20 protein-coding genes and 1 pseudogene are annotated in these 22,964 nt (G+C 60.8%); 6 read left to right on the plus strand and 15 right to left on the minus strand.

The window, feature by feature from the left end; genetic code table 11:
• Positions 1-8: 8 nt before the first annotated feature.
• The 7 genes from KJA79_RS12590 to KJA79_RS12620 form a co-directional block, all read right to left on the minus strand.
• Positions 9-3,092: an efflux RND transporter permease subunit gene (locus tag KJA79_RS12590; protein ID WP_213042402.1), complete on the minus strand. Its 3,084-nt coding sequence runs from the start codon at positions 3,090-3,092 to the stop codon at positions 9-11.
• A gap of 17 nt (positions 3,093-3,109) precedes the next feature.
• Positions 3,110-4,237: an efflux RND transporter periplasmic adaptor subunit gene (locus KJA79_RS12595; protein ID WP_213042403.1), complete on the minus strand. Its 1,128-nt coding sequence runs from the start codon at positions 4,235-4,237 to the stop codon at positions 3,110-3,112.
• A 236-nt stretch (positions 4,238-4,473) separates the two neighbouring features.
• Entirely contained in the window at positions 4,474-5,466 is a 993-nt protein-coding gene (locus tag KJA79_RS12600) for a hypothetical protein (RefSeq protein WP_213042404.1), read from the minus strand.
• 43 nt (positions 5,467-5,509) lie between these two features.
• Positions 5,510-6,463 carry a VTT domain-containing protein gene (locus KJA79_RS12605; RefSeq protein WP_213042405.1) on the minus strand — a complete coding sequence of 318 codons (954 nt, stop codon included), beginning with the start codon at positions 6,461-6,463 and terminating at the stop codon, positions 5,510-5,512.
• A 264-nt stretch (positions 6,464-6,727) separates the two neighbouring features.
• A complete protein-coding gene (locus KJA79_RS12610) occupies positions 6,728-7,969 on the minus strand; it encodes an NAD(P)/FAD-dependent oxidoreductase (protein WP_213042406.1) in 1,242 nt (413 codons plus the stop codon).
• Between the two features lie 76 nt (positions 7,970-8,045).
• Positions 8,046-10,136, minus strand: coding sequence for a sigma 54-interacting transcriptional regulator (locus KJA79_RS12615; RefSeq protein ID WP_246507625.1), 2,091 nt, complete (start codon positions 10,134-10,136; stop codon positions 8,046-8,048).
• Between the two features lie 54 nt (positions 10,137-10,190).
• A complete protein-coding gene (locus KJA79_RS12620; protein ID WP_213042407.1) occupies positions 10,191-11,018 on the minus strand; it encodes a hypothetical protein in 828 nt (275 codons plus the stop codon).
• 142 nt (positions 11,019-11,160) lie between these two features.
• Here KJA79_RS12620 and KJA79_RS12625 point away from each other — a divergent pair, with 142 nt between their 5' ends.
• The gene (locus KJA79_RS12625; protein WP_213042408.1) at positions 11,161-11,616 is read left to right on the plus strand and encodes a pyridoxamine 5'-phosphate oxidase family protein; all 456 of its coding nucleotides are present in this window, start codon (positions 11,161-11,163) and stop codon (positions 11,614-11,616) included.
• Between the two features lie 143 nt (positions 11,617-11,759).
• A complete protein-coding gene (locus KJA79_RS12630; protein ID WP_213042409.1) occupies positions 11,760-13,004 on the plus strand; it encodes a GAF domain-containing protein in 1,245 nt (414 codons plus the stop codon).
• A gap of 45 nt (positions 13,005-13,049) precedes the next feature.
• Here the strand turns inward: KJA79_RS12630 and KJA79_RS12635 are convergent, their stop codons facing one another.
• The 5 genes from KJA79_RS12635 to KJA79_RS12655 all read right to left on the minus strand — a co-directional run bounded on the left by KJA79_RS12635 (position 13,050) and on the right by KJA79_RS12655 (position 15,916).
• Complete coding sequence (locus tag KJA79_RS12635; protein WP_213042410.1) at positions 13,050-13,250, minus strand: hypothetical protein; 201 nt, start codon at positions 13,248-13,250, stop codon at positions 13,050-13,052.
• A 59-nt stretch (positions 13,251-13,309) separates the two neighbouring features.
• A complete protein-coding gene (locus tag KJA79_RS12640; RefSeq protein ID WP_213042411.1) occupies positions 13,310-14,626 on the minus strand; it encodes a type II toxin-antitoxin system HipA family toxin in 1,317 nt (438 codons plus the stop codon).
• Positions 14,626-14,877 (minus strand): helix-turn-helix domain-containing protein, encoded by a 252-nt coding sequence (locus tag KJA79_RS12645; protein WP_213042412.1) that lies wholly within the window; start codon positions 14,875-14,877, stop codon positions 14,626-14,628. The genes KJA79_RS12640 and KJA79_RS12645 overlap by 1 nt, the downstream gene beginning before the upstream one ends.
• Before the next feature lie 136 nt (positions 14,878-15,013).
• Positions 15,014-15,523 (minus strand): monooxygenase family protein, encoded by a 510-nt coding sequence (locus KJA79_RS12650; protein WP_213042413.1) that lies wholly within the window; start codon positions 15,521-15,523, stop codon positions 15,014-15,016.
• Positions 15,524-15,610: 87 nt separating this feature from the next.
• The gene (locus KJA79_RS12655) at positions 15,611-15,916 is read right to left on the minus strand and encodes a hypothetical protein (RefSeq protein ID WP_213042414.1); all 306 of its coding nucleotides are present in this window, start codon (positions 15,914-15,916) and stop codon (positions 15,611-15,613) included.
• A 262-nt stretch (positions 15,917-16,178) separates the two neighbouring features.
• Between KJA79_RS12655 and KJA79_RS12660 the strand changes: the two genes are divergently transcribed.
• Both KJA79_RS12660 and KJA79_RS12665 read left to right on the plus strand, forming a co-directional pair.
• A complete protein-coding gene (locus tag KJA79_RS12660) occupies positions 16,179-16,727 on the plus strand; it encodes a LemA family protein (RefSeq protein ID WP_213042415.1) in 549 nt (182 codons plus the stop codon).
• A 25-nt stretch (positions 16,728-16,752) separates the two neighbouring features.
• Complete coding sequence (locus tag KJA79_RS12665) at positions 16,753-18,501, plus strand: DUF2207 domain-containing protein (RefSeq protein ID WP_213042416.1); 1,749 nt, start codon at positions 16,753-16,755, stop codon at positions 18,499-18,501.
• A 56-nt stretch (positions 18,502-18,557) separates the two neighbouring features.
• On the opposite strand, the gene KJA79_RS12670 is transcribed toward KJA79_RS12665, so the two are convergent.
• The 3 genes from KJA79_RS12670 to KJA79_RS12680 form a co-directional block, all read right to left on the minus strand.
• Complete coding sequence (locus tag KJA79_RS12670; protein ID WP_213042417.1) at positions 18,558-18,737, minus strand: DUF1328 domain-containing protein; 180 nt, start codon at positions 18,735-18,737, stop codon at positions 18,558-18,560.
• Between the two features lie 243 nt (positions 18,738-18,980).
• Positions 18,981-19,424, minus strand: coding sequence for a DUF5069 domain-containing protein (locus KJA79_RS12675; protein ID WP_213042418.1), 444 nt, complete (start codon positions 19,422-19,424; stop codon positions 18,981-18,983).
• A gap of 75 nt (positions 19,425-19,499) precedes the next feature.
• Positions 19,500-20,522, minus strand: a complete 1,023-nt coding sequence (locus KJA79_RS12680) for a class I SAM-dependent methyltransferase (RefSeq protein ID WP_213042419.1) — start codon at positions 20,520-20,522, stop codon at positions 19,500-19,502.
• Positions 20,523-20,719: 197 nt separating this feature from the next.
• On the opposite strand from KJA79_RS12680, the gene KJA79_RS12685 reads away from it, so the two are divergent.
• A complete protein-coding gene (locus KJA79_RS12685; protein WP_213042420.1) occupies positions 20,720-22,429 on the plus strand; it encodes an Eco57I restriction-modification methylase domain-containing protein in 1,710 nt (569 codons plus the stop codon).
• Positions 22,426-22,761: pseudogene (locus KJA79_RS23175) on the plus strand (PaeR7I family type II restriction endonuclease); the annotation flags it as partial. The gene KJA79_RS12685 and the pseudogene KJA79_RS23175, both read left to right, overlap by 4 nt.
• Between the last annotated feature and the right edge of the window lie 203 nt (positions 22,762-22,964).

Below are 22,964 nucleotides of genomic sequence, written 5' to 3' on the forward strand. Positions count from 1 at the left end.
TTCTCCATTCACCCCTTTGCACCGGCAAGCTGCAAGCTAGGCTCCTCCGCGGCTTCAAGCTCCTCCACCGGCTGATGTCGCGTCGCGATCAACGAATAGAACACCGGCACGACAAACAGCGTAAACAGCGTCCCGACCGTCATGCCTGTGACCAGGACCATCCCGATACTGTTCCGCGCCGCCGCACCTGGCCCCGACACCAACACCAACGGCAGATGGCCGAACACCGTCGCCGCCGAGGTCATCAACACCGGCCGCAGTCTCGTCATGGCCGCTTCACGCAATGCTGCCGTCTTGGACAGGCCGCGCGCTTGCAACGTGTTTGCGAATTCCACGATGAGAATGCCGTTCTTCGCGATCAACCCCACCAGCGTAATCAAGCCGACTTGCGAATAGATGTTGATCGTGGTCAGATCCAAAAAACTGAACACCAGCGCCCCGGAGATGGCCAACGGCACCGAGCCCAGCAGCACAATCAGCGGATCGCGAAAACTCTTGAACTGCGCGGCGAGCACCAGATAAATCAGCACGACTGCAAAGCCCAGCGTCACGATCAGCGCCGACCCCTCATGCCTGATCTGGCGCGATTCGCCGGCATAATCAAGCGTCGCGCGAGAACCGGCGGCGGCCGCGGCAGCTGTTTCCAGCACGCGCAACGCTTCGTCCTTCGTTACTCCCGGTTTCACGCCGCCGAAGATGCGAACTGCATTGCGTTGCTGAAAACGATTCAAGGTTCGTGGAGCCGTGCTGGTCTCAATGCGCGTAAACGTCGAGACCGGGACCAACTGCCCGCCGGGCGTCTTGATCTTCAAGTCAAGCAGCGGGTCGAGTGTCGCCCGATCCTTGTCGCCGATCTGCGGGATGACCTTGTAGCTCCGGTCATAGAAATTGAACCGGTTCACATAGGCGCCGCCGAGCAACGTGCCCAACTCCTGACCGACACGGGCCAGATCGAATCCTAAGTCGGCCAGCCGTTCCCGATCGATCACGACCCGAGCCTCGGGCAAATCGATCTTGAGGTCCGTATCGACGTAAAGGAATTTTCCGCTCTGCCAACCGGCCCCCAGCACGGCCCCTGTGGTTTCCAGCAACTGCTCGGCAGGCAACTGACTTTCCAGGATCAGTTCGACATCATACTGTCCTGGCGTCGGCAGCGGCGGATCGAGCCGCGGGAACACCCGCAGCCCGGGGATTTGCGACACGGCGCCATACACCTCGCCGTACATCAGCTCGGTTGAACGTGTCCGTTCGCGCCAATCTTTCGCCACCAATCCGCCGAACCCGCCCCAGGATGACGTCAGCGACCAGGTAAAGCGCGCCTCGGGAAACGCTCGAAGCGCCTCGATGACCTTCAAGGAATCCCGATTCGTGGCGGCCACCGTCGAATCCGGCGCCGCTTCGAGAAACAGGCTGATGTGACTCTGATCTTCCACCGGCGCCAACTCCTGCCGCGAGAACTGGTACAGCGGCCAGGCGGCCAGCATCACCAACAAGGCCGCGACGACGATCGTCCAACGCATCTCCAACGCACCGTCAAGCAAGCGACCGTACCCCGCGCGCGTGGCATCGAAGACCCGATTCACCAACTTGGTCAATCGCCCTTCCTTGCCTTCAGGATGGACAAAGTACGAACTCATCACCGGCGAAAGCGTGATCGCCACCACGCCGGACAGGACCACGGCGGCGGCCAGCGTCATCGCAAACTCCAAGAACAACGACCCGGTCAGGCCTCCTTGAAACCCGATCGGAGCGTAGACAGCGGCCAGCGTGATCGTCATGGCGATAATGGGGCCGACGAGCTCGCGCGACCCCAGCAACGCGGCCTGCATGCGGGACTTTCCTTCGCGCACGTGCCGCTCGACGTTCTCCACGACCACGATGGCATCGTCCACCACCAAGCCCACCGACAACACAATGGCGAGAATCGTCAACAGATTCAGGCTGAAGCCGAACGCATACATGAAGATCGCCGCGCCGACCAACGACACCGGCATGGCCACCAGCGGCACCAAGGCCGTCCGCACCGAACCCATGAACAGAAAGACCACCGTGGCCACGATCAGAATCGTTTCACCGAGCGTCTTGGTGATTTCCGCCAAGGCGCTCCGCATGAACATGGTGCCGTCCCACACCAACTGCATATCGATGTCCTTCGGCAGGGTGGGACGAATCCGGTCCATCTCCTCCCGCAGCCGGTGGGCGACCTCGATCTCATTCGAACCCACCAGTGGCCAGATGCCGAGATACACCCCTTCCGTGCGGTTGTACTTGGCGACCATCTCGGCTTCCTCAGCCCCGTTCTCCACTCGCGCGACATCTCTCAGCCGCACGATGGCCCCGCCGCGATCCGTGACGATGAGGTCTTCGAACTCTTCAGTACTCCGCAGATCCGTGTTTGCCAGGAGATTGACCTGCACGAGGTTGCCCTTCGTCCGACCGACGGCAGCCAGGTAGTTGTTCCGCCGCAACGCCGCTTGCACGTCGCCGGGCGAGAGGTTGTACGCCGCGAGACGGTCCGGATCGATCCAGACACGCATGGCGATCTGGCGCCCGCCTTCGATGGTCACGCGTTGCACACCGGTCAGGGTGGCGAATTGCGGCTGGAGCGACCGCAGCAGCCAGTCGGTCAAGGCCGGGACGGTGCGCTCCGGTGACGTGAAGCTCAGATAAAACGAGGCATAGGGACGATCCGCCCGTTGCACCTCGACCGCAGGTGGCTCCGCCTCAGACGGCAGCTCCGACCGGACCTGTTGAAGCCGCGCCGTCACTTCGGCCAGCGCCGCCGTGCTGCTATGATTGAGCTTCAGATGAACCGTCACGGTACTCATCCCGGCACGGCTGGTGGACTCCAAATAGTCGACGCCGCTGATGGCCGACACCACCCGTTCGATCGGCGTGGTCAGAAACCCCCGCACCGTCTCGGCACTGGCCCCGTAATAGACCGTGGTGATGATGATCGACGAGCTTTCGATCTTGGGATATTGCTGCACCGGGAGCGTGGTCAGTGCGCGCCAGCCGACGAGCACGATGACCAGGTTGATCACCACGGCCAACACCGGGTGCTTGATGAAGACATCGGTAAACGAACGCATGGTCGAGCCTCTCTGACTCACGGTTGTTCCGGCGAACGGGTGGAATCGGACGTGGCGACGGGATCGCCGGCGGCCACGACGAGCACACTGTCACGTAATTTGAACGCACCCGAGGCCGCCACCTGCTCGCCGGCGGCCAATCCTGCATACACGATGATGTCATCCCCCGACATGGCGCCGCTCTCCACTTGACGGAGGTGCGCGCGTGGTTTGCCCTGTCCGTCAGGCCCGATCACGAACACCTGGTCACCGCCTGGCCCCTTCCGCAACGCATTGACCGGAATGGCCACTGCGCTACGTGGCGCCCCCACCCGCACCTTGATTCGCACCGCGGCGCCGGGCACAGGCATCGCGGGAGACCGATCGATCCTGGCGCGGACCATGGCATTGCGCGTCGCGGGATCGATACGGGCGTCCAGCGCCACGATCTTGGCTTGAACAGCCGAAGCCTCACCGGCCGGATACACATCCACCAGATCACCGTGCCGCAACCCGGCCGCCACATGCTGCGGCACCGCAAAGTCGACATGCACGGCATCATCAATGCCCTGCAGGGTCGTCAGTTGCGTGCCTTCATTCAGATACTGTCCGGGATGGACATCGGCCAGGCCGACCCGGGCACGAAACGGTGCGCGAATGGTCTTGCGGGCGATCAAGGCTTTCGTGCGGGCGATTTGAGCCTGCGCGACATCAAGATCCGCCCTGGCACGGTCGACCTCTTCCTGTGCCGCAGCCAGGTCCTGAGTCAGCGCTCGACGCCGGTCGAGGACCGTGCGCGCCAACACCGCTTGGGCCTGCTGTGCTCGAAGGTCGGCTTCCTCCACTGACACATCGAGCGCAACCAAGACCGTGCCGGCCTCGACAACCTGGCCCGGAGTGAACCGCACCTGACTCACGGTCCCGGCTAATTCATTGCGCAAAGTAATGGAGCGGAGGGCCAATACCGTCCCGATCGAGGTGGACGTTTGGTGGTGATCCACCGCCTTCGCCACCGCAAGGGTGACGACTTCCATCGGCTCCGGCTGGTTGGCTGATGCGGCGGCTTGGTCCTGGATGCTGCCGTATTTCCACACCCCCAACCCCACCCCGACTCCGATCACCGTCAGCATCAGCAGCGACGATCCAATCCACCCACGACGATTCATGACCATTCCTCCCACCGATACAGATGAACCAGGCGACTCACTCATGTCGCTTACCGAACCATGCTACCCGGTACACAGCAAACGGCATTCCTGTCGGGCCCATCTCCGCCGCTTCAGCTAACCCACGGCCACTTCGAGACAATTCACGCCACATCTCCTCGAGACCAGGCTTCGATTGGAACCTGTGCCGAATGCCGGCTGCCTTTCCGTCGGCACCTGCCGAAATAACGGCACGGTCATCGCTTGGCCCTCTGAGTACCAGCCACATCGGACTGATGGCAAAATGCCTCCATCGGCACAATGTTGTACCGCTGCCGAAGCACTTCAACCGGTTCCCGCATGACCGGCCAATAGTCCCACCCATGATTGAGATCCACGGTCATGGCCGCGCCGCGCCGTATGGCAATCAAGGCTAATTCCGGATCGAAGAATCCCGTGCGAGCCTTGGTGATCGGGGTCATGCGAATCCCCAAATGGAACTGCAACAGCACAAAAAACACGAAGAGAAACGGATCGCGCCGCTGAAAGCCCGCGCTGAAACAGGCGACTTGCACTTCTCCATGCGGATCCGTGCCATACCCGGAAAGGATGTGGGCGCAATCATGGAAGAGAATCGCCTCGGGAGCGCCGTTCCGCTCGCCCGGGAGCGCGAACCCGTTGCTGCGGCAATAATCCCAATAACTCCGCCCCAGCGATCCCGCAGGATACTCCGCCAATGCTTGGTACCGGGCCGCCAATTCGGCGTTCTCGTAGGTTCCGGCCAGCCCGCCGACAAATTTCGCCAACCCTCGCAACCCTTCCTGATTCCAAATCTCCGCCACCTTCTCGCGCAACCAGAAGCGCCGGACCAGATCGAGGCGTAAGTGAAACATCTCCCGCTTCACCACATGGCGTAGATTGCCCACCTCAGGAACAGTGACCTGAAGCGCCGATGCAAACCGCTCGACCAACTCGGACTCTACGGGATTCACCTCCTGATCGATCAACGACATCACGATGAGCCCGTTCACCAGCTGGTTCCGGATCTGCTGGTCGGGCAACCCTACCGACAATTCCTCCGGCGCAATCGTGTCGAGCCCGTCCACTTGAAAGTTGGTGCCGAACGCCCGCTGCACCGCCTCCAGCATATGCCGTTCAGATTCATCGAGCGCGCCGTCCGCCAGTGCGACCGTTTTCATGGCGCGTAATCCCCAATGCGCCTGTTCTGCCGTAGGTATTCTGAATTCCATGGTGGCCCTCCCTGCATGGCTGACGCGGGATCGTCTCCCGCCGTCAGATCGCCAGCCTGTTCACCTGCATTAATCCCACCGGCTCCATCCCGTCCCGGCTCGCCCGCCAGGCATCGAGACCACCGGCAAGCGGCCACACTCGCGAGAATCCTTTGCGTCGCAACAGCAAGACTCCTTGCGCACTCGCGGCATCAGCCGGGCAGGCACAATACAGCACCAGATCGCGTGAGCGGGGTAGCTCTCCATGCCGATGCGCCAATTCATCCAAGGACATGTGCAAAGCGTCGGGAATCCCAGGCTCTGCCTCGACGGTCGGTCGTGGTCGCACATCAATGAGCAGCGGGGGCTCGGGGGCCGACAGTTTGTCCAGCAGTTCCGCCACCGTCATCCTCTGAACCGCCTGAAGTTGCCGGCGAACATGCCAGGCCTTCCAACCGATGTAGGCCGGCAATAGGATACCCGCAGCGAGCAGGAGCGCAGGGACTACCTGTTCCGAATAGGCCAGGGCTTGCTCTACCTGTCCGCTGAAGAGCAGGCCGAAACCCAATCCCGACCCGGCCCACGCGACAGCGCCCAGCGCATCGTAGAGCAGGAACAAGGGGAGCCCCAGTCCCACGATCCCGGCCAACGGTGGGGCGATCGTGCTCAAACCCGGGATGAACTTCGCCACCAGCAAGGACTGCACGCCATGCCTGCGAAACACGTCTTCCGTCCGCCGCACGCAGGCGTCCGGCTCCAAGGCGATCCGGCACAACAGCGTGAGCACGGGCCGCCCGCGCCACCGCCCGGCGAAAAACCAGATGACATCCGCCAATAGCGTGGCTGAGAGCGCGGCGACCAGGGCGCCCGACCAGGAGAGGTGGCCGGTCCCCACCAGCACACCGGCCGCGACCAGCAGCGGCAATGCCGGAAACGGCAACCCGAGTTGCTCGGCCAGCACCCCACCGAATAACACCCACGCTCCATGCTGCTCCAATAAGCCACTCACCGATTCCATTTGCCCCTCCCCTTGGCTCATTTCTCATCACGACGCAAGCGGGTGGTAAGCAGGGTTCATTCCACCCGCTGCGGTCCTGTCACAGGCACAGGATTCCCTGTTGTCTGAGGGGATTAGCGAGCAGAGACAGGGACAAGACCATGCAGCCTGGCCGCTGGTGCCGAATGCTGACTGCCTGTCCGTCGGCACCTGCCGAAATATCGTCGCCCCATGGACGAACGAGTTCAGGCACCAGAGAAATTAGACGTGGGGTGTCTCGTGGGACTAATCGATCAGGCGAGCGCCTGGTTTGAATGTCACGTAGTACCAGATCCACTCGGAGACGACGCGGAAGCGATTGCGGAAGCCGATCAAAAAGAAGATGTGGACGGTGCACCAGAGCAGCCAGGCCCAGAGACCGGACACATGCACCGATCCGAATTGCGCCACAGCCTTGGCCCGGCCGATGGTGGCCAAGGTCCCTCGATCGACATAACGAAAGGCCGCCCGCCGGCCCGACATTGTCCGCGCTGCAATCACCGCCGCCACATACCGCCCCTCCTGCATGGCAAGCGGAGCCAGCCCGGACAGGACATGGCCTTGCGCGTCCTGCACCGCTGCGGCATCGCCGATCACGAACAGCCATTCATCATCCGGAACCGTCAGATCCGGCCGCACAAACACCCGGCCGGCTGGATCCAGGGGAACGTTGAGCGAGGACAAGAGTGGAGAGGCGCGGTTGCCGGCAGCCCAGATGACGTGGCCGGTCTCGATGAATTGTCCGTCGAGCGACACGCCCTTCGGGCCGACGTCACGCACCCTCTGATTGAGGAGCACCGTGACGCCCATCGACTCCAGCGCAGACTGTGCGTTCGCAGACAAATCGGGAGGAAAGCCCGAAAGGACCCTGGATCCCGCCTCTACCAGCAGAATCCTGACCGCTTGTCGTTGCAGAAAGGGAAAGTCCGGGAGCATGGCGTTTCGGCCGATCTCCGCCATGGCCCCAGCGAGTTCCACTCCGGTCGGTCCGCCGCCCACAATCACGAAGGTCAACGGAGTCGTACCGGTTGACGTGGCGGCCCGGCGTTCCGCCTCCTCGAAGGCCAGCAACATCCGCGTGCGCAACGCAACCGCGTCAACGAGGGTCTTGAGCCCTGGAGCATGGTCCTCCCACTCGGGACGGCTGAAGTGCGCGTGTCGGGAGCCGACCGCGACGATCAGGGCATCATAGGAAACAGGTGGGTAGTCCGTAACCTGGACCTGCCTGGCCGCACGATCGATCCCCTGCACTTCCCCCATCACCACACGAATGTTCGACTGAGACCGGAAGATGGTCCGCAGGGGCCAGGCGATATCACCGGGGGAGAGCGCGGCCGTTGCCACTTGGTACAGCAACGGCTGAAAGAGATGATGGTTGGTGCGGTCGATAAGCGTAATGTCGAGGTCGGCTTTTCGCAGGGCTTCGGCCGCAGCCAATCCGCCGAATCCGCCTCCGATGATCACCACACGCATTCGCTTCGGGTCCATCTGCAGACTCTAGCGCGGACCATGTGCCGGAGCATCCTGGGGAAGTTCCCAGCTGTCGTCGCTGCGGGAGCGGGAGTTACACCGGCCGGGCAATGCCGAGCTTCTGCATCTTGGACTGGAGCGTAGTGCGTTTCATCCCTAAGCGGGCGGCAGCGCCGGACGATCCGCCGATGACCCAGTTCGTCTCCCGAAGGGCCTTGAGGATATGGTCGCGCTCCGCCTCTTCCAGCGTGGTGGCAGACCCGTTGGGCGGTAACGCCGGGCGTTTCAACTCCGCAGCCGGCACGAAAAGCTCCGACCCGGATGACAGGATCACAGCCCGCTCGACGAAGTTTTCCAGCTCGCGTACGTTGCCGGGCCACCCATAGGCCTGCAGCACCCGCATGGCGTCGGCCGGGACGGATTCAATTCGTTTTTTCATACGCGACGCGAACTTCTGGACGAAGTGCCGGACCAGTACAGGAATATCCTCGACTCGTTCCCGAAGCGGTGGCACGGTCACGGGGAAGACCTTCAATCGGTAATAGAGATCGCTACGAAACTTCTGTTCATCCACCATCTGCCCCAGGTCTCGATTCGTGGCGGCGATCACCCGGACATTGACCCGCATCGTCCTGGTGCTCCCCAACCGCTCGAATTCCTGTTCCTGGAGCACGCGCAGCAGTTTGACCTGCAATTCCAGCGGAATCTCGCCCACTTCATCGAGAAAAATGGTGCCGCGATCGGCCAATTCGAATCGCCCGATTTTCGTGGCGATGGCTCCGGTGAAAGCGCCCTTTTCATGCCCGAAGAGTTCGCTTTCCAACAGACCGGTGGGAATCGCGGCACAATTGAGCTTCACGAAGGTCCGTTCGCGGCGGTCGCTCAGATTGTGGAGGGCGCGCGCAATCAGTTCCTTGCCACTCCCCGTCTCCCCGAGAATCAACACGGTGGAATCGGTCGCGGCGACAGTCTGCACCTGTTTCAACACCTGTTTCAGCGCGCGGCTGTCCCCGACGATCTCCTCAAAGTTGTAGGCGGTTTGAATTTCCTCTTCGAGGTACACCTTTTCCTTGGCCAGTGTATCTTTCAGTGCTGCGATCTCGCGAAACGCCAAGGCGTTCTCGACGGCGATGGCAATTTGTTGTGCGACCTGCCCCAGCAACTGCACATCGTCCGGATCGAACCCGGCGTCCCTGCGCCGACCGACGTTCAACGCCCCCAAAGCATGGTTGCGCGAAAGGAGCGGTATGGAACAGAACGACTTGAGGCCGCGATCGAGCAGATCCTGCGCACAGGGCGACGTACCCGCCATGGCCAGCAGTTCTCGCTCTCCGAACAGGGCCACTTTGCCCGTCGTAATCGCGAGGCAGGACGGCGACTGTGTACTTTCCTCGATGCGCCCTTCCTCGATGAAGCTTTCATTCCGGTCGAAATCCAGCACATGGATACGCCAGCGGCCGGTTGCCTCATCGCACAAGAGCAGACTCGATCCGTCATGCTGAATGACCCGGCGCAAGCAGGCGCTGACGGCGGGGAACAATTGGTCCAAATCCAGATGCGAGACCACCGCATTGTTGACTTCGAGTAGCAGGCGCAACCGGTCGCGATCGTGCGCCAGATCCTGGTGATGCAGCACATTATCCACCGCCACAGCCACCAGCTTGGCCACCTGATGCAGGAACGTCACGCTGCCTTCGTCGAAGGCAAAGGGTTTCACGCTGCCGAACCCGATGGCGCCCAACCGGCGCATGGCGGTCGTCAGCGGAAAGAAGCAGACGGATTGGACGCCGATTCCGCGCAAGGCGTCCATTCCGACGTGAAACCGCGTCTCCTCCGCAAGCGACGGAATCAGGATCGGCTGTTGCTGCTCCCACACCCATGCGCTGGCCGAGTCCTTCATCGGGATCTCGAGGCCGTCGAGAGATCGCGTCACCCGCCGCGCCTCCGCCGTTTCCAGCACATGGACCTTCATCACGTGTTTCGCGGCATCATGCAGCACCAGCCCAACGAAATCGAACGGCGCCACCTCAGGCAGGCATTGCGCCAGGCCCTGAAAGAGCGACGGCAAATCGTGGTGCGCGGCGATCTCTTCCGCCACCTGCAGCAAGGCGGCTCCGTGATCGGTGACCGCCGACCCAAGGTTGCCTGAAATCGTCTCATGCATGGGCATAGTATACGGCGCCATCCGGGCTCCTATGCAACTGTCTCGACGTGGCCCAGCCGTTCACCCAGTGGATCGTCACCGCACATCGAACTCCCACGTCATGCCCTGCGCAAAATGCGGCGCGCCGGTCTTCGAATCGGTGAAGAAACAGATCAAGGCATACTGACCTGGATCGAACTGCGCCGTGAAGATGCCCCGGGCTCCTCGCTCAATCCCAACAATGCCCCCCAGCGGCCGCCCCGGCGGAGGCCCGGCTGCCCCAGGCTCGAACGCCGCGATGAAGTCCTTGGCCTTCGCGGCCGGTGCCAGTTTCACCAACACGACCTCGTGGGCCTGCGTGCCTTCGTTCACCAGTTGAATGGTGTGCGACCCTGCGGTGATGGGCTTGGACAACACGAACTGAAAATCCCGGGCGGTGATCACCACGTCGGGCTTCGTTTCGGTCATGCGTGTCCCGACCGCCTCCGTCACCATGAAAGGCTTGACCATGCCCAACGCCACATGCGCGACTCCGGTCTTGTTGGGAATCAGACAGAGCACCAGGTGCTGCCCCGGCTGCAATTCCATCACCGCGGTTGCGCGATCGCCGGGTACCACGGCGTTCGGTCCCCCGACGAAGGTTGCCCAGGTGGGTGGATGCTCAGGATCGGCCTTCATCGCTGCGGCAAAGTCGGCCGGCGTCTTGCCCGGTGCTAACCGGACCAGTTGAGCATGGTGGACTTCAGCGCCCTGGTTCAGCACCTCGATGGCGGTCAGACCGGAGGGCACCTGCTCCGGACCCATAAAGCCATAGTCCGTCGCGGTCATGGTGAACTGCCCCGGCTGCGCCGCCAGCGTCTGTCCGGTTGGGTTCGTTGCGGCCAACGCGAGCACACAGAGCAAAGCCAATATATGTGCCTTCATGGTCATCCTCCTTGATCGTGAATTACGTCCAACACCGTCTCCCTCGCGAAGGAAGGTGTACCACGGAAGGCGCCGACTTCCTTCCTAAGAATATGCTATGGTGTCCCTAAATTTTTCCTAACCTGCTGCCACGGCGCCTGCGATGATCCCCCCTGCCATCGTCGAATTGCTCCGCACCGGTGTCTCCGTCAATGTCGGCACTCGCGATGCGGATCTTCTGCCGGAATGCACCAGGGGCTGGGGCATCTGGGTGGATGACGAGCGTCAGGCGGTGACCCTGTTGCTCACGGAATCCGCGTCGGCACAGACCCTCGCCAACCTCCGCGAGAACGGGCTCATCGCCATCACCTGCTCACGGCCTACCGACCACGTGACCTGCCAACTCAAGGGCAACGTCACGCACATTCGTCCGGCAACCCCAGAGGACTATGCCCGACAACGGCAGTGGCGTCGGGCGTTTCTTGGGGAACTCATCGCAGTCGGGGTTCCGGCCGAGCAGGCCGACGCCATCATCATGGAGCCCGCCGTTTCAGTGGGAGTGCACGTGACCGGTGTCTTCGCCCAAACACCCGGCCCAGGCGCCGGCGAAAAGGTCTGACGCATGGAGCGCGCCACGCTGACGCTCAAAGACCTCTGGGCCTGCTTCGAAGGTATCATTCCGGCCACCATCGCGACCTGCGCGAAAGACGGCACCCCAACATCAGTTACGTCAGTCAGGTCCATTACGTCGATCCCGAGCATGTGGCGATCTCGTTTCAGTTCTTCAACAAGACCCGCAAGAACATCGCCGAACATCCCTTCGCCTGCGTGATGGTCCTGGACCCGCGCGCCATACAGGCCTACCGGCTGTCCCTGAAGTATGAGCGATCGGAATCCTCGGGCCCCTTGTTTCACGCCATGTCGTTGCAACTGCAGGCCATTGCCTCCCATGCCGGCATGTCCGACGTGTTTCGTCTCCGGGCCGCCGATATCTATGCCGTGCGCCGCATCGAGCGAGTCGAGGGCATCACCTCACTCCCCACCCCGCCGCGCGACGAACGACCTCCGTCCCTGTTCATTGAGCCGGACCTACACGCGTTGCGGGTCATCGCCGAACGGCTGAACCGGACCGAATGCCTCGGCGAATTGTTGGAGACCGCGCTCCACTGCCTGGATGAGTTCTTCGGCCTGCACCACACGATGCTACTGCTGGTGGATGAGAAGCGCCGCACACTCCAGACCATTGCAAGCCGCGGTTACCGGGAGAACGGGGTCGGCTCCGAGGTAGGTTTCGGGGAGGGCCTCATCGGGACGGTCGCAACGGCGAAACTGCCGCTGCGGCTCTCCGGGCTCGACCACACGTTGCGCTATGCCCGCGCGGTCCATGATCGCGCCGAAGCGGTCTCCGGTCCCGATGCCGTCTGTCGCGAGATTCCCCTGCCCGGTCTGTCGAATGCCTCGACGCAGATCGCGGTCCCGCTGATGATCCGGAATCGCTGCCTGGGTGTGTTGGTCGCTGAAACCTTGGAACCACTGACGTTACTGATTCGCGAAGAAGCGTTGATGGCCATTGTGGCCGGTCATCTGGCCGCCGGAATCGAGCAGTCAGCGCACGAGGCAGACGAGCACCTTCCTGTGGACGCCCCTGTCGCGGCTCCGACCCCGATTCGTTCAGTCTCCTCGCACCGCTCGTTCTGCTTCTATCATGCGGATGACTGCATCTTCGTCGACGGCGAATACTTGATCAAGAACGTCCCGGGACGCATTCTCTGGCGGATTCTGAAACAACATCAGGACGAACAACGAGTGGAGTTCACGAATCGCGAGTTGCGGATGGATAGTTGGCTGGGCCTGCCGGAGTGGAAAGATAACTTCGAAACGCGATTGATTCTATTGCGCAAACGGCTGGAACAGAAATGCCCCGACGTGCGCCTCGTGCCACGCGGACGCGGGCGGTTCGCGCTCGAAATCTCGGTGAAGATTGTCCTGTCTGAAAAGCCTGCGTGATGGCGGCAGTGCGATCAGCGAAACGCGCTCATGACACAGGCTTATTCAGGCGCCGTCGGGCTGTTCCTCGAACAGGATGCGCTGGTTGCCGAAGGCGAGGGAGCGTTGCCCTTCCGCTTTCAGCACTTCAGTCATTTTGGCGGGCGTCGCGCAGAAACCGACATCCGCGGCGCTGGTCGTTGCCGGCGCAAAAGCGGAGAGCGCCAGTACCGCTGCTGCGAGAAAACTGCCAACCAGTCTTCCCACGATCTTCCTAGCTCGACATCCTATTCAACACAGCAACTATTCCTTCGATCGCGTTCCTTCTACTGTAGAGCGGCAAGGACCTTCAGGCGCTCCTTCACACCCTTGCTCACGGAAGCATGAATAGGGGCTGGGAAATCCTTCGGCAGGCCAGCCTCAACTTTCTGCAGCGCCTTCAGCGCCGCGTCCGCGATTTCTTCGAGAGCCGCGGCAATCGCCGATTTCGGGAGCCCGGCCGCTGTTGCGGTCTGCACAAAGTGCCGGCCCTGGATTTCGTCTATCCGGTAGTGACGGTTCGTGCCGACCGACATTGAGAGTTTCATCTGCTTACGTTGCACCTGTCCCGCATCAAGGCTTGGCTGGGCGGTCAGCACATCATAGAGCGGCGTCAGACGATAGCTGCCGCCAGGACCGAGGAACATGCTGAAATTCTTCGCGTGTCCGTCCGTGGCCCCGATCAGCCAGAAGAAAATCTGCGCCTTGAACACCGTCTGCCGGTCCGCAGCCGGATTGTCGCTGCCCTTCAGCACATCAAGAATCTTGACCAGTCCCGGCCCGCCTTCACTCTGATACTTTCTCGTCGGCGGCACTGAAAGCGCCTGGCAGAAATCCTCCTGTGGCAGGCGGAGCAGACGTTTGTCCGCGGTCCACCGCCGGTCGAACCGTTCGATGACCAGTGCCCGGGTCTCATTGAAGTCATGGACCTCCGCCTTGTTGACCGGCAGCCCGAATGCCCCGGCAAGCTTCAGGCAGTAAAATTCATTCTCGACACTATTGGACAGATCGATTCCGTCCGGAAGTCGGCCGATCTGTTTTTTAAGAATATGCGTGGTCGGCGTGGTGCCAGAAGGTTTCCACCACCGCCCCTTGTGGCGGAGCAGCGCTGTCTTTTCCTGTGCCCCGGCCACGGAGATCCGGAAATCTTCATCACAGCTCAGGCCCAGTGGAGCCTGCGACAGCCCCTGTAGGAGTTTCTCTATCGCCGAATCGTTAATCGTTTCGCCTGTGATCGCGTCCCTATCGCCTTCATCTGACGCATCATCTGCCCCAATGAATTGCAGCGCCCCCACGCAATCGCGCCCGATGGCCGCCAACAGGCTGTAGAGATCTGTTCCGCCCGCCCCCACCTTTTCGGCAACGCGCCGGCGCAGCACATCGGAATCCGGCAGCAGATTGTCGAATACCGCCGCAACCGCCGCACCCCGGTACGCGTCCTCTCGTAAAGGAAGCGACAACGACACTGGTATCGCATGCTCCCATTCGAGCCATGCAGGTTCATACAGGAAGTCGATGGCCCCAGTGGCTGCCTTGGTCAACCGGCCCACCGGCCGGTTATTCAGCAGTACGCGCAACGGCGCATGGGCCCGGCGGCGCGGCATCAGAATATCTCCTCAAGGTCCGCAGCCCGGGCCTTCGATCGCGGCACGATCCGGAGCTCGAGATCAAGCGCCGCCAGCACGCTCAGAATGGTCTGCAGTTTTGCTGCCGGATGCCCCGTTTCGATCAGAGAGATCGTCTCCTGCCGCATGCCCGCCTTCTCGCCAAGCGCGGCTTGGCTGAGCCCCTGCCTCTTCCGGGCACGTCGCACCAGATTTCCAATCTGTCTTGGATCGCGCGCTAAGTCATTCATGGTCATGCCACTATTCAGAAAGGCAATTATGCGCCAAATTCAATAAGTTGACAATATTCTATTTAGCGCATATTACAAACTTATTACGCCTGACGCATAAACCCAACGTTTGCAGGAAACTATAGGCTTCCTGCAATCACCGGTCTAGATCCTCTTCCGTCACCGCCGCTGGCAATGCCGATTCACCGGTTCGGCCCGCTCGACTTCTGGCGGTGAACAGGGGACCTTTGGCCGCCTGCGCTGGAGCGAATCGCAGGAACCCGATCTCCACCAGGATGTCGTTGTACACCGCCTCCATCCCGCCGCGCATGAAATAGGCTTCGTGCCAAAATCCTGTTCCCCCGGTATCACGAAGAAACTGCTGCCACCACTGGCGATGAGGATCGGAACGCGCCCAACGCTCCAGCGCATCGAAGTCACGCCAATATTGCCGCATCCCGACATGTGGCGGCAGCATCGACCAGAGCAGCGGTTCATGAAGCAACAACCCGTCCGGTTGGGCCTCGACAGACCGCGCAATCTTCGGACCAAAGCCGAACAGGGTCTTGAGTCCCGTCCAGTGGTTGACCCTCATGCCGAGATAGATGACCACGAGATCCGGAAAGCCGGATAGGTCGACGGTCCTGCGTAGGATTGGGCGGGGCATCTCAGCGTTGGTGGACTCGGGATGGGGTATAGATGGATCGTCGGTGAGTGATCCACCTGTGCCACGACTACTTCGCGCGGCGCACGATCACCGCGGCCACCTGATGAGTCGTACGGTCGCATCAAACAATTCCATCCCGAACAACTCGCTGAGCGTGATCGCCTGTGTGCCGACCTTCGCCACCTTCCTGTCGACATCCTGCCCGGACAGCAGCTTGACCTTTACCCGCTTCCCCACCTGCTGTTCAAGCAACTGGCGCACAACATCCGGACTGTTGAGTTCGACCGCCGTTTCCTCCGCCGATACAGCAGCCGGAATAACCTGAAACTCTCCAAGCAGACAGAGGAGCAGCATGATCACTCCCGGCCCGGCTTGTCTCTTACAACGCCACATATACGCCTCCTTGAATTGACAACTCTCCGACTCCAGGCTTCTTGATGGCGATTCCCCGGTCACGTCGCGGGGAGAATACCTGGGCAAGCACAGAAAGTCACGCGCGGCCACACTACCGAGTCGCATCTGAGGCCAACGACTGCTGGTGCGTGGTGTGCCTCGCAAGGCAGGGACTCCTCGACAGCTTTACAGATTTTCAGGGGCAGGCTATCATCAGCCAAGCTCCGTACGTACCTTCACCCAAATCCGCAAGGAGACACTAATGGGCTGGATCGTCGTCGCCGTGCTCGTGCTGTTTGTGCTAATCGTCATCGGGATGTACAACGGCCTGGTGCGGCTCCGCGCCGCGTGCGAAAGCGCCTGGGCCGATATCGATGTTCAGCTGAAACGACGGTACGACCTGATCCCGAACCTCGTCGAAACCGTGAAAGCCTACGCCGCCCACGAGAAGGGCGCCCTTGAAGCGGTGATCAACGCCCGGGCGAAGGCCATGGCGGCGCAGGGGCCTGAAGCCAAAGCCGCGGCCGAAAACCAACTCACCCAGTCGTTGCGATCACTCTTTGCGCTGGCGGAAGCCTATCCGCAACTGCGGGCCGTCGAGGCCTTCACGCAATTGCAAGGCAGCCTGAACCAGATTGAAGACGCGGTGCAGAACGCCCGCCGCTATTACAATGCGGTGGTGCGCGACTACAACGCCAAACGTCTCGAGATTCCCACCAACTTCATCGCGCAATGGTTCGGCTTCGTGGGGCGGCAGTTCTTCGAATTGACGGACACCGTCCAACGCGAACCGCCACGGGTGCAATTCTAACGTGGTTCGCCACTGCGGCACGTCCGTGAGCGGTAGACCAGCCACACCTCTTTTCTCGATACTCCTACACCTGGTCGTCCTCTGCCTCCTCATACTCGGGCATCTCCCCTTTGCTGAGGCACGATCGTTCGTACTCAGCCGCTTCGACGTCGACCTCCAGGTGCTCCCGAGCGGCACCCTGCTCGTCACGGAAACGGTCAGCCCCAGATTCGAAGGATCCTGGAACGGCATCGAGCGCCTGATCCCCGTGGAATACCGGACGCCGCAAGGCTTCAATTACCAGCTGCAGCTCGACCTGGTTTCGGTCACCGATGAGCAGGGAACCGCGCTCAAATATGAGAGCAGCCGCGAGCGGCATTACCGAAACGTTCGCATTTGGATTCCGGGCGCGACGGATACCACCCGCACGTTTGTGTTGAAATACCGGGTCCGCAACGGGCTGAAGTTCTTCGACGATCACGACGAACTCTACTGGAATGTCACCGGTGATGAGTGGGACGTCCCGATCGAGCAGGCATCCGCTCGCATCCTGCTTCCGCCAAATGCGGCCGGCGTGCGCGCCCTCGCTTTCACCGGCGCGTACGGAGCGAGAGAGGAGGCGGCGACGATCTCCATCGACGGATCACGCATCACGATGACGATGCCCCGACAACTTGGATTCCGTGAGGGCCTCACCGCGGTGGTCGGATGGGACAAGGGCCTCGTCGCTGCGCCCACGCCGGTGGACCAGGCACAGCAGTTCCTTGGAGCGAATTGGCCGTTGCTCATTCCACCGCTCGTACTGGCCGTGATGCTGCGGCTCTGGTGGACCAGAGGACGAGACCCGCGCCTGCGGCCCATCGTGGTCGCCTATGAGCCACCCGACAACCTGACCCCGGCGGAAGTCGGCACTCTGGCGGATGAGAGCCCCGACGTGCGGGACATTACCGCCACCGTGGTGAATCTCGCCGTGCGCGGATACCTCCGCATCAAGGAACAGAAGACCGAACAGCTCTTCGGCCTTTGGACAAGCACAGATTACGTCTTCCACCGCATCAAGCCTCAGCAGGACTGGGCCGGACTTCCGAAGCACGAGCGCCTCCTCCTGGAAGCCCTGTACAAGGATGAAGGCGGCGACGAGGTTTCGCTCAGCAGTTTGGAAAACAGATTTTATCGTTCCCTGCCGGGAATTCGTGATGCCGTCTTCGACTCGCTCCAAGGCCGCGCTTACTATGGGCAACGGCCAGACCGCGTGAAACAGAATTATTACCTGGCCGGAGGCTTGCTGGCATTGGGGCTCACCTTCGCGCTTGCTGCCGTGGCCGACAACTGGGGACTTGCCCCGCCGGCCTTCTTTACCGCCGGCCTCCTCTCAGGAGTGATCGTGGCCGGCTTCGGCCGCATCATGCCGGCCAGAACGGTGAAAGGAACACGCGCCCTGGAAGGCGTACTGGGCTTCGAGGAATTTCTGACGAGAGTCGAGGCGGATCGGTTCGAGCGGGTGATCAAAACACCGGAGCTGTTCGAAAAGTTTCTGCCCTATGCGATGGCGCTGGGCGTGGAGACAAACTGGGCCCGTGCGTTCGAATCCATCGTGATGACCGCTCCGGCCTGGTACCAAGGAAGTGACCTCGCCCAATTCAATGCACGCGGTTTCACCAGCCGCATGAGTGACATGGCGTCGCGCACCGGTTCGACGATGACTTCGGCACCGCGCAGCTCAGGCGGATCAGGATTCAGTGGAGGCGGATCATCCGGTGGAGGCTTCGGCGGTGGAGGCGGCCGGGGGTTTTGACCAGAGGTCTCTACCGTCCGGTAGCGCCTTCACCGCCTGTAACGCTACCCCACCGCTCACGAGGTCAGTTTCTCCGCGAGGAGAATGCCTGCCACGATGAACGTTCCACAAATCGCGAGGAAGATGTAAAAGAGAATCTGTGCAATTTCCGTGGCACCTTGCGCGACGCCGCCGAATCCCATCGCTCCGGCAGCCATGGCAATGACGAAAAAAATGGCAGCCCACTTCAGAAACATGGCAGCCTCCTCTTGGCCTGGTAGCCGTTGACCTCGTCCAACTCGCCCTCTTCGCACCCAGCGCCGCACTCACGCGCGTCGGCTGAATAAAGAGGGGGTAACCAACGACACGTACGTGATCAGCACCATGCGATGGTCGGCCGCAGATGCCTAGGACCATTGAACACTGCCGGTGGGAAGAAGGCACCTCTGGAAAGCCCTAGTTCTCGGACGCGGTCGGCAGATCGAGACGGGCTGGGCACATCAGAAACCGGTGGGGATCGGTTTGCGTCCTTCATCCATATCGATCACATCGAACAGGGGGTGCTGCGTGAAATCCACCTGCTTCGCCAGCTCGGGGCTGAGCCTGCCCAAGAATCTGGCCAACACTCGGTCCGGCCGGAGTTGTTCCAACGCGTGACTCCACCCCTCGATGTCCTGAGGACCGTGGCGCACCGCCTCCTGCGTCACCCAGGCCAGGATGTCCCTGTCATCGTTCTTCAAGAGCACCGCCTCCCGAAGGGCCTCCGGCTGCAACCCGGTGAACGCGAGAAACCGTCCATCCAAAGGTAAGCCGGGACGAAGGAGGAACGGCACATACGGTTCAGGCAAGAATCCCTGCGCATGGAGCCGGACCTTGTCGATCAGCCGCGGCAGGATGACATAGCCCCCCAGCCGCTCACGCGGGGACCGAAGTTTAGGTTGCATAGCCCACCGAGACACGCACCACTGAGCTCTCGCTTAGGAGTCGCACAAGCCCATTGTCAATCAGCCCGACCCGGGTTAGCGCATCGACACCAGCACCTGTTCGATCGAGCCGGCCACGGGATGCAACTCCGTTCTGGCAAACCCCGCCGCCGCGAACATCTGCTCATACTCCCGGAAGGTGTAGGCATCTCCTTCCGGCGTCGTCGCCAGCATGATCAAGCTGAACTCCGCCACCGGCGGCGGGGTGACCCGATCGTCATGCGGCACGAACTCCAGCGTGATGACCCGTCCACCGGGCGCCAGCGATCGATGGATCTTGCGCAACAACGACTCGCAGGTCTGCATCGAAAAATGGTGGAGAAAGTTGGTGAGCAGGACAAGATCGTAGCCCTCGCCGAACTCCTGCTGAAACGCATCGCCCGCGATGGTATGGTAACGCGACTCGATGCCGGACTTGTGGGCCAGCTCGCGAGCCACCGTCAACACGTTGGGCCAGTCCAAGGCCGTCACCTCGGCCTCCGGGCAACGGGCCGCGATCTCTATTCCAAAGAGTCCGTGCCCCGCCGCGATATCCAGGACCTTTTTCACGTTCGGCTGCGACTGCCGCACGAACATGCCGATCTCCTCCGCCGGCTTGGCCATCATCGGAATCATCGAACGAGCAAAATCAACCCAGAGGGGATGCTCGGGAGATACCGTCCCCGCCTCGCCGGCCACCGTTCCACCCTTCCGCACCGCTTCGGTGAGATTCTCGAAAGCCGCGATGAACTTCGGCGCATGCAGAAACCCCAACACGGACCCCATGTAGGCGGGCGACCGCCGATCGAGAAATAGGGCACTGTCAGGCGTCAGCTTGTACCGGTCACCTTCTTTGGTGAGGAAGCCTTGGATCGTGAGATAGTCCGCGAGAATGCGCACGCCGCGCGTAGCTGCCCCGCAGCGCTCGGCCAATGTCGGCACTTGGTCGTGTCCCAGCCCGATAGCGGTAAAGAGATCCAGATCGATCGCGGCCTTGAGGGCCTGCGACCGCTGATAGGCATTGGCCGTCTGGAAGAACAACTGCGGGGTCGGCCCACCGGCCGGTTCGGGTTTCAACATCGGCAGCACTCCTCGGTCAGATGGTAAGAGCCATGCGACAGATCGGCATCGACTGGATTGTAATCCTTTGACCGTATGGTTGCGAGGGTGGAGACGGGAAGGGGAGCTACACCAAACCAGTATTGATCGATGACTGCGAACGAGCTAATATCACGAGCTTCTTTCCGCCGAGACCTCGAAAGCACCATGAGGCCCTAGTGGCACATCATCAACTGAGTCCACCCGAAACAACGCAGGGCATTCAACTCCAGCTCATTGCACCGACACACCAGCCTGCCTCCGCTACCCCCATCGGCCCCAAAGGCGTGGTCTACACCAAACGTTGGGTCGTCGAGCTACTCCTCGACCTAAGCGGCTATTGTCCTGACAGGAATTTGGTGGATGCGCTGGCTATCGAACCCGCTTGCGGTGAGGGAGCATTTCTCGTGCCCATGGTCGAACGCTTGCTACAGTCTTGTCGAAACCTTGGTCTTCCTCTAGCAGAGTGCCGGAAATCATTAGTCGCCTATGAGCTGAATGAGACAAGCGCCGCTCGCTCTCGTGCCCTGATCCGCAATATTCTGGTGCGCCATGGGGCCCAACCGTCATTGGCCAGCACCCTGGCCGATACCTGGGTCTTCACTCGTGATTACCTTCTGGAGGCCGGACATGAACCGGCCGATTTCATCGTAGGGAACCCTCCATACGTACGCCTCGAAGACATCCCTGAGGAAACAGCCTCGGTTTACCGCAATGCTTATCCCACGATGCGCGGGCGCGCTGATCTCTACGTTGCATTTTTCGAGGCAGCGCTTCGACAACTGAAGAACCACGGCACCTGTGCATTTATCTGCGCTGATCGATGGATGCGCAATCAATACGGAGCCGAACTCAGGAAGCTGATCAGCTCAGCTTACAGTGTCGACATGCTCGTGAGTATGCATCATGCCAACGCATTTGATGACGAGGTGGATGCCTATCCTGCTATTACGGTCATTCGACGCAAAACTCAACGCTCAACCATTGTTGCCAGTGCAGGGCAGGAGGCTGAGACCATTCAGCCGCTACAATTAGCGACCGCACTGCAGGGAGAAGGTAGCCTCGCGCTCCCCGCTGGCATTCACAAGGCCGTGGTAAACACATGGTTCAAGGGCCCGGTTCCCTGGCCCTGCCACTCCCCGGAACAATTGGCACTTCTTCGACAACTGGAAGAGCGGTTTCCTGCCCTCGAAATGAGTGCCAAAGTAGGGATCGGGGTCGCCACAGGAAACGACCGTATCTACATTACGACCAATGACGCGCTTGTGGAGTCCTCCCGGTTGCTGAAACTCGCAGTTGCGAAAGATCTGGCTGGAGGAACTCTACACTGGTCTGGACACTATCTCGTGAGCCCTTGGGACGAGAATGGCCTTGTCGATCTGATCGACTATCCCAAACTTCGCGCCTACTACGAGCAGCACGCAACAGAGTTGAAACGCCGTCACACGGCGGAGAAGTCTGTCATCGGCTGGTACAAGACGATCGACCGCGTCAATCCCTCCCTGACACACACACGCAAACTCTTTATCCCGGATATTAAGAACCGCCTGGAACCCGTCTTGGACGAAGGGGAAACCTATCCTCATCACAATTTGTACTTCATTGAGTCGGAGGAGTGGGACCTGGAAGTACTTGGGGGGGTCCTCCTGTCCAAATTCTGCCAGTTTTTTGTCGAATCGTACGGAGTCCGCATGCGAGGTGGCTATCTGCGTTTTCAGGCACAGTACCTGCGCCGGATTCGAGTCCCGGATCCCAAAACCTTGTCCAGTACACAGTCCGATGAATTGAGGGAGGCCTTCCGTCATCGCGATAGAGATCGAGCGACCCTCATGGCTGGTGAGATCTATGGGATAAGCCCTCGCATGATGGAGGCCGTACTTGGACATTGAGAAGCGGTTACAGGCCGCGGTCCAAAGCTATTGGGACGCGCGGCGGCGGAATAAAGAAAAGCAGATCCAATCGGGCAGAAGAAGCCGTAGGCAGCGCAAAAGACATCTGGACGGCATTCCGAGAAGGCCGCTTTGGGCAGCCCCCTCCTCCATTTCTTGGCTATCTCTTCTTATTGGAAGATCGAGACAATGTAAAAACACCAGTCGGCAACAAGGAACCGTACTTTCAGGTGGATCCGGAATTCCGAGGCGAAACATATACCAAGGCGCCAACAGCAATTCGCCGGTATCGAGGAGTGTCCTATAGCACACGGTACGAACTGCTCTGCCGCCGCTTAATATTAGAGCGGCTCTATTCCGCCTCCTGCTTCTTGATGGCCACCAACTCAAGAAAAACCAAACTCACACAGCCAGCCGAAGACCTCACCTTTCGCCGCTTCGCAGCAGCCTGCGAGGTCATGTCGTCACATTCTTGGGTAGCCGTAGCAAGTAATCGTGAGAGCGAAATGTTTTGACGGCTCTCTCAAATCCTGCA

The organism is Nitrospira defluvii, from assembly GCF_905220995.1.
Classification (GTDB): domain Bacteria; phylum Nitrospirota; class Nitrospiria; order Nitrospirales; family Nitrospiraceae; genus Nitrospira_A; species Nitrospira_A defluvii_C.

What these genes read in the sequence shown, in the direction of transcription:
- KJA79_RS12590 (WP_213042402.1), bottom strand. Translation starts at nt 3,092, where the DNA reads ATGCGTTCGTTTACCGATGTCTTCATCAAGCACCCGGTGTTGGCCGTG.
- KJA79_RS12595 (WP_213042403.1), bottom strand. Translation starts at nt 4,237, where the DNA reads ATGAATCGTCGTGGGTGGATTGGATCGTCGCTGCTGATGCTGACGGTG.
- KJA79_RS12600 (WP_213042404.1), bottom strand. Translation starts at nt 5,466, where the DNA reads ATGGAATTCAGAATACCTACGGCAGAACAGGCGCATTGGGGATTACGC.
- KJA79_RS12605 (WP_213042405.1), bottom strand. Translation starts at nt 6,463, where the DNA reads ATGGAATCGGTGAGTGGCTTATTGGAGCAGCATGGAGCGTGGGTGTTA.
- KJA79_RS12610 (WP_213042406.1), bottom strand. Translation starts at nt 7,969, where the DNA reads ATGGACCCGAAGCGAATGCGTGTGGTGATCATCGGAGGCGGATTCGGC.
- KJA79_RS12615 (WP_246507625.1), bottom strand. Translation starts at nt 10,136, where the DNA reads ATGGCGCCGTATACTATGCCCATGCATGAGACGATTTCAGGCAACCTT.
- KJA79_RS12620 (WP_213042407.1), bottom strand. Translation starts at nt 11,018, where the DNA reads ATGAAGGCACATATATTGGCTTTGCTCTGTGTGCTCGCGTTGGCCGCA.
- KJA79_RS12625 (WP_213042408.1), top strand. Translation starts at nt 11,161, where the DNA reads ATGATCCCCCCTGCCATCGTCGAATTGCTCCGCACCGGTGTCTCCGTC.
- KJA79_RS12640 (WP_213042411.1), bottom strand. Translation starts at nt 14,626, where the DNA reads ATGCCGCGCCGCCGGGCCCATGCGCCGTTGCGCGTACTGCTGAATAAC.
- KJA79_RS12645 (WP_213042412.1), bottom strand. Translation starts at nt 14,877, where the DNA reads ATGAATGACTTAGCGCGCGATCCAAGACAGATTGGAAATCTGGTGCGA.
- KJA79_RS12650 (WP_213042413.1), bottom strand. Translation starts at nt 15,523, where the DNA reads ATGCCCCGCCCAATCCTACGCAGGACCGTCGACCTATCCGGCTTTCCG.
- KJA79_RS12655 (WP_213042414.1), bottom strand. Translation starts at nt 15,916, where the DNA reads ATGTGGCGTTGTAAGAGACAAGCCGGGCCGGGAGTGATCATGCTGCTC.
- KJA79_RS12660 (WP_213042415.1), top strand. Translation starts at nt 16,179, where the DNA reads ATGGGCTGGATCGTCGTCGCCGTGCTCGTGCTGTTTGTGCTAATCGTC.
- KJA79_RS12670 (WP_213042417.1), bottom strand. Translation starts at nt 18,737, where the DNA reads ATGTTTCTGAAGTGGGCTGCCATTTTTTTCGTCATTGCCATGGCTGCC.
- KJA79_RS12675 (WP_213042418.1), bottom strand. Translation starts at nt 19,424, where the DNA reads ATGCAACCTAAACTTCGGTCCCCGCGTGAGCGGCTGGGGGGCTATGTC.
- KJA79_RS12680 (WP_213042419.1), bottom strand. Translation starts at nt 20,522, where the DNA reads ATGTTGAAACCCGAACCGGCCGGTGGGCCGACCCCGCAGTTGTTCTTC.